The sequence below is a fragment of the Colwellia psychrerythraea genome, from assembly GCF_000764225.1.
Lineage (GTDB): Bacteria > Pseudomonadota > Gammaproteobacteria > Enterobacterales > Alteromonadaceae > Colwellia > Colwellia psychrerythraea_D.
The window spans coordinates 426,027-438,732 of record NZ_JQED01000003.1 but is presented as its reverse complement, the minus strand read 5'-3'; the positions used below and the strand labels follow the sequence as shown (position 1 = coordinate 438,732).

The window sequence follows — 12,706 nt, the reverse complement described above, 5'->3', positions numbered from 1 at the left end:
TTCAGTGGGTATTTTACCCTAAATTTATCAAAAAAGTTCAACAAAAAAATGCATAAAATAAGCCTGAAAGACTGGGTTATCATACTCACTATCATACCAACGACCTTAATAGGTTTTGGTTTAGCTAGTTATTTTTCTTATAGCCGTTCAATGGAGCTTAATGACTTTCTTGAACAGCGTGCTCAAAGCATTATTGAGCCGATCGCAATCGCGAGTAAAGATCCTTTATTAAACAAAAATAGAGATAAACTTCGCCAACTAATAAGCTTTACTCACCGCAATCAATCTAACATTGTAAAAAGCATTGTTATATTTACTGAAGATAATCAAGTTTTCGTCACGAGTGCTTATCACGGTGACACCAACCTAATGCGAATTAAGGCAGGTGAAGAACTTCCAAGTCATACCTATATTCAAACATTACCTGATTATATGATTTTTAGGGCCCCTATTATTGATGAAAACTATAACCGTCAAACTAAGCCAAAAACAAAAACAATAGCAAATTCACAATTTAATTATTCGAGCAGTAATTCCAAACCAGTCATTATTGGCTATATTGCTATGCAAATAGACAAAAGCCAACTCAATTTCCAACAACAAAGCCAATTTATAGTTGCCTTTGCTTTTGCGTTACTTGGTTCTTTACTTAGTGCTATTTTAGCAATCAGACTCATCAAAAAAGTGACGAAGCCCATAAACTCAATGGTGCTAGCAATTGAGCGAATTCGAGAAGGAAAGTTAGAAAGCAGAGTAAGTGGTCAACTCATTGGGGAGCTCAATTTCTTAAAGAATGGTATTAATGCCATGGCACAGTCGCTTGACAGCTACCAAAACGAAATGCAAGCCAGCATAGACCAAGCCACAATAGACTTACGGGAAAGCTTAGAGCAATTTGAAATTCAAAATGTAGAGTTAAGTATTTCTAAACGAAAAGCGCAAGAAGCTAATAGAGTGAAATCAGAGTTTCTAGCTAACATGAGTCATGAATTACGCACGCCACTCAATGGTGTAATAGGTTTTACCCGTCAAGTATTAAAAACACCACTCTCAGAGAACCAACGTGATTATTTACAAACAATTGATCGTTCTGCAAATAACCTATTAACTATCATTAATGATATTCTCGATTTTTCCAAGCTCGATGCTGGTAAAATGGTCACCGAAAACATTCCTTTCTCATTAAGAGAATCTGTTGATGAAACCCTCACCTTGTTGGCCCCATCAGCACATAAGAAAAATATTGAATTATCGATAAATATTCCACAGACATTACCTGATTCTCTCGTTGGTGACACCATGAGAATAAAGCAAATCATCACTAATTTAGTCAGTAATGCAATAAAGTTTACTCCACAAGGCTCTGTCTCCATTGATATAGTCAGTGAAGTTGTAAACCCAAATAATATCAAACTAAAAGTAATTGTTACCGATACGGGTATTGGTATGACCTCCAGTCAGCAACGAACTATTTTTGATGCTTTTACCCAAGCAGATCAAAGTATCACTCGACTATATGGCGGTACTGGATTGGGACTGGTAATTTGTCAACGACTTGCGCAAGAGATGAATGGTGATATAGGTTTTAGCAGTGAAAAAAATCATGGTTCAAGTTTTTGGTTTACTTTCCAATGTGAAATTAACGCTATGCCGTTAATGTTGGAATTAAATAACCAGCACTTAGTAAATAAAACTGTGCTCTATTTTGAAGAAAATGATCATAGTAGAGAATCAACCAAGGACTTGTTAAAGCATTGGAAAATGCGTGTTACCACCGTAGTAAATAGGCACGAATTATCACAAGTACTTTCACATAGTAGTCAAACACAAAGAGGCTTTGATTATGTACTCATTGGTCACAATCAAACGTCTACAGCGCTAAGTGAGTTAAAGAAAACTATTGCCCAATTACAGCCGTTCTCCAGCCAAATACACTTGGCTTTAAATAATACTTCACCTAGCTTGCACGAGGCATTGATTGCCAGTGGTGCCGTAAGCTGTATGAGTAAACCTCTATCACCAATAACCTTAAGCAAAGTTTTACAACCTGAGATCAAAAGCAAGGCAGAAAAGCTCACTTTAAATTCACCTATGGGAAAGGTATTGCCTATCAAAGTATTGGCCGTTGATGACAATGAGGCAAACTTAAAGTTAATAAAGGCTCTACTATTAGAACAGGTAGCTGAAGTTATTGAGGCTGACAATGGCATGTCTGCCATAGAATTTTGTAAAACAGAAACTTTTTCTTTAATTTTTATGGATATTCAAATGCCAGTTATGGATGGTATTAGCGCTTTAAAAGAAATAAAGAAATTATCCAACAATAGTAACACTCCTATCATAGCCGTCACAGCACACGCATTAAGTGGTGAAAAGGAAAAGATGCACCAACAAGGTTTTAATGCTTATATGACAAAGCCAATAGATGAAACAATGTTGCGTCATATTATTTATGAGTATTGTGACTTCGAGCAGCTAGTTAGTACAACTGCACCTAGAAACCCAACGGATGTAATCGGCCAGCTCGAAGCATCCACAAAAATAATAGATTGGCCTTTAGCGCTTAAACGAAGTGCTAATAAAGCTGAATTAGCAAAAGAAATGTTTTTAGGCTTAGTGGAAAGTCTTCCTGAAACTCAACTGAGTATTCGAGAAGCAATTAATATGCAAGATGTCGCTCAAATTAAACGTCTAATCCATAAACTAAATGGTGCCTGTTGTTATACTGGAACCCCAAATTTAGCTAAAATTACCACTCAATTAGAAACACAGTTAAAAATGGGTTTGAGCACTGAAGAACTTGAACCTGAATTTTTAGAGTTTTTCGAACATATAGAGCAGGTCTTATTTGCAGTGCCTGAAACACTAAAAACAATAAATTCACATAGTCCTTTATCCGAAAGAGAAAAATAACTGGCTCGACAATATAACCTTTACTTGAGGTGCAAATTTTGAGGTGTAGATTAATTATTAGTTAATAGGGGATTCACTAGCGGATAGAGATAATTGGTGAAGTATCAATATCACCATCCTCTGAAATTACGGCAAGGCCACCACTGCATTGCAAAACAGCTAAGCTATGACCATCATCATTACGTACGAAACTCAGCTCATATCCAAATTTTCCCAGACTACTTGCAGAAAATTTTTGTGCCAAAGATAATTTATTCCACCAGACGGACTGCTCAGGAGACTCCTTTCTTCGCTCGAGCATTGGCTTCCTATCTGTCTGCATGATTAATCCTCACTAGTTCGTTTGCTGATTCCTTTTTACAGCGTATCACTCAAAGTGTAGACCATAATTCATAAAGTGTAGACTATAATTTCAACAAAGGTACAATAAGTGAATTTTAATTTTGCTTAATGAGCTTTACGTATTATCAACTCTAAATTCTTGCTTCTAACATTAGCTGTTTCATATCTCGAACCGCTTTATCTAATCCATCAATAGCTGCACGTGCGATTATGGCATGGCCAATATTCAATTCGATTATTTCTTCAATAGCTGCAATTGGTTTTACGTTAAAGTAATTCAAACCATGGCCAGCATTAACTTTTAGACCTAAGCTATGTGCATATTTAATACCTACAGTCAATCGTTCAAGCTCTATTTGTTGTTCTTCTTCCGATGCTAAATCTGCATAGTGCCCTGTATGTATCTCTATATAAGGCGCCTTACTAGCAAAAGCTGCATCAATTTGCTCTTTATCAGCATCAATAAATAGACTCACTGCAATACCTGCTGCTGTTAGTTGTTCAGTTGCTTTAGTTACTTTGTCTAATTGCCCTACCACATCTAAGCCGCCTTCTGTAGTTAGCTCTTCACGTTTCTCTGGCACTAAACAACAAAACACAGGTTTTACATCACAAGCGATCGCAACCATTTCATCAGTTACGGCCATTTCAAAATTCATACGTGTATGCAATGTTTGTTTCAACACGTGAATATCTCTATCTTGAATATGGCGTCTATCTTCACGTAAATGAACAGTAATGCCATCTGCACCTGCATGTTCAGCGACGCTTGCTGCATAAACAGGATCTGGGTAATTGGTCCCGCGAGCTTGTCTTAACGTGGCAATATGGTCAACGTTTACACCTAATAATAAATCTGTCATTTTTTGATCTCTTTTTAATTATTTTGATACTTACTGTCGATTTCAATAGTGATAACTTTAGTTTTTCTTATTAAAAAGTTTACGACTATTTAATGGCTGATTACCTAGTAACTGATTAATTACCTGTCGCATCAGCAGCTTAAATGTATAACTAACACCCTCTATAGTACTATTCTTGTATAAAGATTCCCGCTGAGAAATTGCTTGTAAATGAGCGGTATTAAAACATTGAGCTTTATTTTTAGGAAAAGCACTATATACAGGTACAAAGCCTTGTTCGGCAATATAATGAAAGTGACTAACATCGTGCTCAAATACAGGAGTAAAGTCAAACGACAATCCTAATTCTTCAAGCAGCGCTAGTTCAAATAAGCGTAACTGTGGGGCAATTTCTTCGCCTTTTGCTAAAGCAGTCAAGGTTTCTTGGTATTGAGAGAATAATTGCTGACAAGTCATTTGCTCAGTTAACAAACGAATTAACAGTTCATTGATGTAAAAAGAACTAAATAAACTGTGCTTAATCAACGAAAAGGATTTACCGATGGAATCAACTTGGGTTATTTGTTTAAACTTCCCTTGTCCTTTCAGTGTTAATCTCAGCGGTAAAAAAGGTTGGATTAAACCTTTTTTTATCGAGCGCTTCGATTGGCCCACATAGACAAGGGCTGTCACTTTACCATCTTGCTCTGTTAGTAAATCGACTAATTGCTGGTTTTCACGGTAAGGGCGACTATGTAAAACAAAGGCATTCTGTTCAATCATATACCGGCCCTCAATTAGCCCGAATATTCATCACCATAACCTAAACTACGCAATGCGCGCTCATCATCAGCCCAACCAGATTTAACCTTAACCCAAGTTTCAAGAAAAACTTTACTTTCAAATAAGTTTTCCATATCTCGTCTAGCTTCTTGACCAATAGTTTTCAGGCGCTCACCTCTATTACCAATTACCATGCGTTTTTGGCTATCTCGCTCAACAAGTACTAAAGCATTAATATGGATAATCCCTTTATCATCCATCTTAAACTGCTCTATTTCTACCGTGATAGAATAAGGCAATTCATCACCAGTAAAGCGGATGAGTTTTTCACGAATAATTTCAGATGCCATAAATCGGCTAGAGCGATCGGTAATTTGATCTTCATCGAACCAAAAACCGCTCTCAGGTAATGAGTTTAAACATAATTGGCTAATGGTATCAACACCATGGCCTTTACTTGCAGAAATAGGCACAATTTCTCGGAATTCATGCATTGCACCTAACTTCTGTAGATGAGGTAGTAACTCATCTTTATCTGAAATATTATCTGTTTTATTAACGACTAAAATACACGGTGCACCACTTTGTTTTACTTTAGATAATACCAATTCATCATCTTTTGTCCAAAGTGTTCCCTCAACCAAAAAGACAATTAACTCAACCTCTGCAATTGAGCTACTTGCGGCGCGGTTCATTAACCTATTTATCGCACGTTTTTCTTCGGTATGTAAACCAGGAGTATCTACCAGTACTGCTTGTCTATTTTCTTCAGTTAAAATCCCTAGAATACGATGACGAGTTGTCTGCGGTTTTTTAGAGGTTATACTAATTTTTTGCCCTAATAAGGCATTTAATAACGTTGATTTACCAACATTGGGACGTCCGACAATAGCAATTAAGCCTGCATAGGTATCTGAAGTATCGTTGTGCATAATTTATTTTCTCGTGCTGCTTTTTTTGCTGGAACTGCTTGGGTTACTTTTAGTATGTCGGGTATTTGTTAGTTTAGCTTGTTTTGATGGCTTTATTTTTGCCTCTTTTTCTTTTTCAATCAGCACAAGGATCTGCTGCGCAGCTTCTTGCTCTGCTTTTCGCCGACTTGTACCTTTAGCAATAACTACTTCATTAGTCACTGACGTTTGACAACGAACGGTAAACTCTTGGTTATGTGATTGCCCTGTTGTATCAATGACTTCATACGTAGGAAGAGGGATCTTTCTTCCTTGCAAGTATTCTTGTAAACGAGTTTTAGGATCTTTTTGTTCATTACCAGGTTTAATAACAGTCAAACGTCTTTCAAACCAATTCAGGATAAGTGCTTTACAGCACTCTATATTTGAATCTAGGTATACAGCACCAATGATTGCTTCAATTGCATCTTCTAATATTGATTCACGATGATGACCACCACTTTTCAATTCTCCAGGCCCTAAAATTAAGCACTCACCCAAGTTAAAGTCTCGTGCGACTTCAGCTAATGTTACTCCTTTAACTAAGCTAGAACGCATACGGGTAAGGTCACCTTCGTCATGCTTTGGGAACTTATCATAAAGTGCCTCTGCGATTACAAAGCCTAAAATAGAGTCCCCTAAAAACTCAAGCCTTTCATTATGGGCCCCCTTAGCACTTCTATGAGTTAGTGCTTGTACCAATAATAAGGGTTCATTAAATTCATAACCAAGCTTTTTGGTTAATCTAGCAAGATTGTGAGGGTTAATTTTCACGATATAACTCTTTATGCCATATAAAAAAAGCAGCCATGTTAAATAATTGCGCCAATGCGTTCAAAACGTACACCTGTTGGCAACCATTGAGGTAAAATACTATCTTCGCTTCTATCGAAGTCAAAACTCATCCAAATTGCAACAGCTTCGCCTACGAGGTTTTCTTCAGGAACAAAGCCCCAAAAACGTCCATCTAAAGAGTTATCTCTATTATCACCCATAACAAAATAGTGCTTTGCTGGCACCAAGAATTCATCCACAGCAGTACCTGCTTGCGGAAAATAATGAGAAACTCTAGGCAAGGTTTGACTATCATTTAATACTTGGTGACTTTTATTCAACATTTTAGATTCAAATTCATTCATACCTTCTTCAGCATCTGGCCCAAGATACGGCCCAACAAGATTTTGTTGTATTTGCTCAAAATCAGGACATTGACTATCAGATTCTTGGCAAGCTCGTTTAATATAAAGCGATTTATTTCGGTATATAATTCGGTCACCCGGTAAGCCAATTACTCGCTTGATAAAATCAACATTTGGATCTTGTGGATACTTGAAAACCACAACATCACCATGTTCAGGTAAACCATTTTCAATGAATTTATGTCTTACCACAGGGTCTTTTAAGCCATAATTAAATTTATTCACTAGAATAAAGTCACCATCGAGTAATGTCGGCATCATAGAGCCTGATGGTATTTGAAATGGCTCGTATATAAAGGAACGTAAAATTAAAACAAAAGCAATTACCGGAAAAATTTGCACCGCCGTATCAACTAACGGTGATGGCTCAGTTAATGTTGCGAGTGCTTGTGGTGTCAATTCAGCTTCACACGACTCTTTTGCTGACTTTTGCGCAGCATTCGCTTTCAATCTACGCTGTGGTGCCAAATAAAACTTATCAGCAAACCAAACGATCCCTGTCAATACAGTAATTATCACTAAAATAATGGAAAAATAAACAGCCATACACTTCCTATATTAAAAATCCTATTAGGCTAAATCCTATTAGAGAGATTTTAGCGACAAGCATTAAACGGCCGTCGCTACTTTATAAATTAACTTAAAAGCTTAAAACTAACTATCAAGTTTGAGAACCGCTAAAAACGCTTCTTGTGGTACTTCAACATTACCTACCTGTTTCATACGCTTTTTACCCTCCTTCTGCTTCTGCAAAAGTTTCTTCTTACGGCTAATATCCCCTCCATAACACTTAGCAGTAACGTTTTTACGTAATTGTTTTACCGTAGTACGTGCAATAACGTTATTGCCAATAGCAGCTTGAATAGCAATATCAAACATTTGACGATGGATAAGCTCTTTAAGCTTTTCGACTAACATACGACCACGCGAAACAGAGTTACTTCTATGGGTAATCATTGCCAACGCGTCAACTCTATCTCCGTTAATCATTACATCAGCTCGCACCATATCTGCTGCTTCAAAACGGATAAAGTGATAATCAAGAGAAGCATAACCTCGACTTGTTGACTTTAACTTATCAAAGAAATCCATTACCACTTCAGCCATAGGTAACTCATAGGTAACAGCAACTTGATTTCCATGGTAAATCAAGTCTTTTTGTACTCCACGTTTTTCAATACAAAGCGTAATAACACTACCTAAATACTCTTGTGGCACTAAAATATTAGCTTGCACAATTGGCTCACGAATTTCTTCAATATTATTTATAGCAGGCATGTCTGACGGGTTATCTATCGAGATAACCTCACCATTGGTACAGGCTATTTCATAATTTACCGTTGGCGCAGTGGTAATTAAATCCAAATCATATTCACGTGATAAACGCTCTTGGATAATTTCCATATGCAACATGCCTAGGAAACCAATACGAAAACCAAACCCTAATGCTGATGAATTCTCTGGTTCAAAAAACAATGATGCATCATTTAAGCTCAGTTTATTAAGTGCATCACGGAAGTTTTCATAATCGTCAGAACTTATAGGGAATATACCCGCATAAACTTGTGGTTGTGCTTTGGCAAAGCCAGCTAAAGGTTCAGCGGCTTCTTTTTTTGAAATGGTAATCGTATCCCCAACAGGCGCACCATGAATTTCTTTGATACCTGCAATAACAAAGCCTACCTCACCGGTTTTTAAAATACCTGTGTCAGTTTGCTTAGGTGTAAATATACCCACTTTATCAACTTGGTGAACTTGTCCTGTAGACATCACCAACATTTTATCGCCTTTCTTAATTTCACCATTCATGACACGTATTAATGAAACAACACCTTGGTAATTATCAAACCAAGAGTCAACAATTAGGGCTTGTAGTGGCGCATCTCGTTCACCTTCTGGTGAAGGGATATTTTTTACAATTGTCTCCAATACATCATCAATGCCAATACCTGTTTTAGCTGAACAAGTTACAGCTTCAGTAGCATCGATTCCTATGATGTGTTCAATTTCTTCACTCACTCGCTCAGGATCAGCTTGTGGTAAATCAATTTTATTTAGGATAGGAAGAACCTCTAAATCCATTTCAATAGCGGTATAACAATTAGCAACGGTTTGTGCTTCAACCCCCTGCCCTGCATCAACAACTAGTAATGCACCTTCACATGAAGCTAATGAACGTGAAACTTCATAAGAGAAATCTACGTGACCTGGCGTATCAATGAAGTTCAACTGGTAGGTTTCACCGTCTTCAGCTTTATAATCCAAAGTAACACTTTGCGCTTTAATTGTTATGCCGCGCTCTCGTTCAATGTCCATTGAATCAAGTACTTGTGCTTCCATTTCACGTGCTTGTAAGCCACCACAATGCTGAATTAGACGATCAGAAAGTGTTGATTTGCCATGATCGATGTGGGCAATAATTGAGAAGTTTCGAATATTTTTCATAAAATGCAGTCAAATAAAAGGCGTTAAAATAATATAATGACGAGATTTTAACGAATTTACTGCCTTGGGGCTATCTTTTGTTCAGATATCTTTTGTTTCAAGCCGTAACAGACGAAGACATTATTTTACGAGGTTCGGTGAAGGGAGTACTTCGATAATTTTAGGTTGCAAACTTTCACTTTTTTTACTCTGTTTTTGCTGAAATTTAGCAAGCCTATAACCTAAATACCCGCCAATAATTCCAAGCCCTAAAGCCAATAACTCATGAGGGAGTATTTGGAGTTTTAACAGCAATTGTCCAATAGCTGAAAAGGAAATTAAGCCAAGTAAAGGTAATAAGTACACTTGACCAGCACTTGATAAAACATGCTTCTCAGGTAAAGCTAAAACAACACAATCTCCCTCCTTCAATTGCACCCCAGTAATACTGATATCGTAAGGCAAAGTTAAGGTAAGTTTCTTCTGTGGTAATGCTTTTGCAATTTGGCCGCTGCCGCAAGTATCAACCTGTGCACAACCACTACATGTTGACTTTATTTGACTTGTAACCGTTACTTGCCCTGCTTCGATAGCAACCACACTAGCTAGTTCTTTAATCATGCTACTGTTCTCCTTTCGAGCTCAGTGCAGTATTCTTTCCCTTATCAACGATAGCTGGTGAGATGGATTCTGCTATTTTTTTGGCTGTTGCTAATGGGATGTCACCTACTACGCCAACTTCTATCCCTTGCAGAATATGATTAAAGACCAATGTTGCTCCATCACTTGCATATTCAGGTGCTCTAAATTTTTCATGGCTCGGATTAACATAAACAGAAACTTCTACAAGACCGTCAGTGAACAGCATAAACTCTACGGCTTTATCGCCTCCTCGATTATGACTATTTAGATTATGTTGATTGGACTTTACCACAGAGAAACCATGAGGTAGCCAGCCAACTTGCCAAGAATGAGTTCTGTTTTGTCGTTGCATTGTTAATTCTATAACTGCGGGTAACTCTGTTAATTGAAATTGCTTTAAGTTATCTGATAGTTTTTCATCAACTTCAATATGAGTAAATTGAATCTGCTCGAGTAATTGCCCTTGTCTGGTCAGTACAGCCATTTTTAGCATTAAGCCGGTTTTCTGATCTAGCCAAAGCCAATAATTATAACGATACTTATCTTTTGATACGACACGAACGAGTTGAGCAACCCGCCCTAGAATACGACTCCGACCTACAGAAATAAAACGATAACTTTCCTCTAATTCACTAATATTGCCACGAAAAATAGTTGGGATTGGGCTTCTGACATCAGAAGAGATTATGGAGTAGGGCTCTTGATCAGGCTCAATATAACTGACAACCTCCCCTTGACGTAAAACATCCAATCGAGGGCCATTAAGTCGAGTAAAAATTTCAAGCTCTTGCTCATTATCACCTATACCATGTAACCAATGGTAGGGCTCTGCTTGGTTATTTTTAACCACAACAAACGAAGTAGAGAAATTAAGTTGACGAAGTGAGTCAGAAAGTCGCTCTAAAGAGAGCTTCGCAGATTCTGTATCAGCAGTTATTGCCGATACATTAACGCTTAACAGCAATAAAAAAAATGCCGATAGTTTCATAGGTTCTCAAAATTGATGGCTGAAAGTAAATTATACCAAGGGGTATTATCAACTAATTCAGCCAATCAAGCTATTTTATATTACTACCTAACTTCACTTGTTGATTATGATCTTTCAACAGTGCTTGTAAGCGGCGTTGCTGGGCAACTCTTTCAGAAGCTAATTGTTTATTTTTTTCTTGCTGCGCTTGTTGCTTACTTTGTTGACTTTGAGAAGATTGGACGTTAAAGCTAACAGGGTTCGCATAACCAGTTAAAGGCACTGTTTGTACGACTTGACTTGGTGTCACAGAAGGACTTTCTGCAACATTATGCTGAACACCGACAATCATTAATACAGCAGCAGAAGCGGCTATAGCAACCTGCCCCATAGGTTTAATTAAGCTAGATATTTTAGCTTTAAAACGACTGCTGGCATCAACGACGCTGCTGGGCTGTTGTTCTGTTGAATGATTAGAAATAGAAACATTTTCATCAGTTGTTGTCTGACTGTTTTTTCCAGAGGTTTGCATAGCGGAATTAGGTGATAAAATAGTTGCTTCTTGCGCAATTGCAGCTGAAATTGTTTCACTTAAATCTAACTGTAAAGACTCGGGCACTTCATCGCGCAATACATCACCGATCAAATGATAGTTTTGCCACGTACCTGATAAACCTTCATCCTTGAGCATATTATCAACTAAATGTGCACTTATACTATCATCTGTTGATGGAGAGTAATTATCGACTAATGAAGATATTGACTCTGATTTAATTTCACTCATATTTTACCTTAAAAACACTTAGTTAATTTCTGCTTACACAAACGGCTTAATTATTTTTTTGCAACAAGGGTTTAATTTTCTTGTCGATTGCATCACGTGCTCTAAATATGCGCGAGCGCACTGTGCCTACGGGACACTCCATTATCGTCGCAATTTCTTCGTAGCTTAGCCCTTCGATTTCCCGAAAGTTAATTGCTAAGCGCAAATCATCTGGGAGTGATTCCATAGTACTAAAAATTACTTTTTTAATTTCTGCTGTGAGTAATATTTTTTCTGGTGAAGCATTTTCTCTGAGTGCATCACCAGTGTCATATAGCTCAGCATCATTAACTTCGACATCATTACTTGGCGGTTTACGGCCCAATGCTACACTGTGATTTTTTGCACAGTTAACCGCAATACGGTAAAGCCAAGTATAAAAAGCACTATCACCTCTGAAATTAGGTAATGCTCGATATGCTTTAATAAAAGCTTCTTGAACGATATCTGGCACATCACTATGATTTTTGACATAACGACTTACTAAATTAGCAACTTTATGCTGATATTTAGTGACCAGAAGGTTAAACGCATTTTTATCGCCACGCTGAACCCGTTCAACGAGTTGTTGATCTATATTTGGTTCGCTCTTTTGAGCCGTATCCTTTAACACTGACAATTGATTTGTACTCATATTTTCCATTGGCTCATAACAAACGCATAAAATAAGACTAACGTTTTTTAAAAAAGTTCTATTTTTTTTTGCTTTTTTTTAAAAAATGGACTTATGGTTTATCTGCAATGACATTATTAATGACCAGAGTGCTGTCAAACGTTAATTAAACGCTATTATCTGGCGACTTATTACTATGTATTATAGA

12 protein-coding genes are annotated in these 12,706 nt (G+C 37.3%); 1 reads left to right on the top strand and 11 read right to left on the bottom strand.

Features of this window, described 5'->3' with window-relative positions; genetic code table 11:
- The first annotated feature begins 48 nt into the window (after positions 1–48).
- Complete coding sequence (gene barA / locus ND2E_RS19300; protein WP_033092135.1) at positions 49–2,913, top strand: two-component sensor histidine kinase BarA; 2,865 nt, start codon at positions 49–51, stop codon at positions 2,911–2,913.
- 76 nt (positions 2,914–2,989) lie between these two features.
- On the opposite strand, the gene ND2E_RS19305 is transcribed toward barA, so the two are convergent.
- The 11 genes from ND2E_RS19305 to rpoE all read right to left on the bottom strand — a co-directional run bounded on the left by ND2E_RS19305 (position 2,990) and on the right by rpoE (position 12,519).
- Positions 2,990–3,235 (bottom strand): hypothetical protein, encoded by a 246-nt coding sequence (locus tag ND2E_RS19305; RefSeq protein ID WP_052056188.1) that lies wholly within the window; start codon positions 3,233–3,235, stop codon positions 2,990–2,992.
- A gap of 151 nt (positions 3,236–3,386) precedes the next feature.
- Positions 3,387–4,118 (bottom strand): pyridoxine 5'-phosphate synthase, encoded by a 732-nt coding sequence (gene pdxJ / locus ND2E_RS19310; protein ID WP_033092133.1) that lies wholly within the window; start codon positions 4,116–4,118, stop codon positions 3,387–3,389.
- 57 nt (positions 4,119–4,175) lie between these two features.
- On the bottom strand, positions 4,176–4,880 hold the full coding sequence (gene recO / locus ND2E_RS19315; protein WP_033092132.1) for a DNA repair protein RecO: 705 nt from the start codon (positions 4,878–4,880) through the stop codon (positions 4,176–4,178).
- A 14-nt stretch (positions 4,881–4,894) separates the two neighbouring features.
- On the bottom strand, positions 4,895–5,812 hold the full coding sequence (gene era / locus ND2E_RS19320) for a GTPase Era (protein ID WP_033092131.1): 918 nt from the start codon (positions 5,810–5,812) through the stop codon (positions 4,895–4,897).
- Between the two features lie 3 nt (positions 5,813–5,815).
- Positions 5,816–6,598: a ribonuclease III gene (gene rnc, locus ND2E_RS19325; protein WP_033092228.1), complete on the bottom strand. Its 783-nt coding sequence runs from the start codon at positions 6,596–6,598 to the stop codon at positions 5,816–5,818.
- 44 nt (positions 6,599–6,642) lie between these two features.
- Positions 6,643–7,575 (bottom strand): signal peptidase I, encoded by a 933-nt coding sequence (gene lepB / locus ND2E_RS19330; RefSeq protein ID WP_033092130.1) that lies wholly within the window; start codon positions 7,573–7,575, stop codon positions 6,643–6,645.
- 108 nt (positions 7,576–7,683) lie between these two features.
- On the bottom strand, positions 7,684–9,474 hold the full coding sequence (gene lepA, locus ND2E_RS19335; RefSeq protein ID WP_033092129.1) for a translation elongation factor 4: 1,791 nt from the start codon (positions 9,472–9,474) through the stop codon (positions 7,684–7,686).
- A 120-nt stretch (positions 9,475–9,594) separates the two neighbouring features.
- Positions 9,595–10,074: a SoxR reducing system RseC family protein gene (locus tag ND2E_RS19340; protein WP_033092128.1), complete on the bottom strand. Its 480-nt coding sequence runs from the start codon at positions 10,072–10,074 to the stop codon at positions 9,595–9,597.
- Position 10,075: 1 nt separating this feature from the next.
- Positions 10,076–11,083, bottom strand: a complete 1,008-nt coding sequence (locus ND2E_RS19345) for a MucB/RseB C-terminal domain-containing protein (RefSeq protein WP_033092127.1) — start codon at positions 11,081–11,083, stop codon at positions 10,076–10,078.
- Between the two features lie 70 nt (positions 11,084–11,153).
- Positions 11,154–11,846: a sigma-E factor negative regulatory protein gene (locus ND2E_RS19350; RefSeq protein WP_033092126.1), complete on the bottom strand. Its 693-nt coding sequence runs from the start codon at positions 11,844–11,846 to the stop codon at positions 11,154–11,156.
- A 46-nt stretch (positions 11,847–11,892) separates the two neighbouring features.
- Positions 11,893–12,519: an RNA polymerase sigma factor RpoE gene (rpoE, locus tag ND2E_RS19355; protein ID WP_052056187.1), complete on the bottom strand. Its 627-nt coding sequence runs from the start codon at positions 12,517–12,519 to the stop codon at positions 11,893–11,895.
- Between the last annotated feature and the right edge of the window lie 187 nt (positions 12,520–12,706).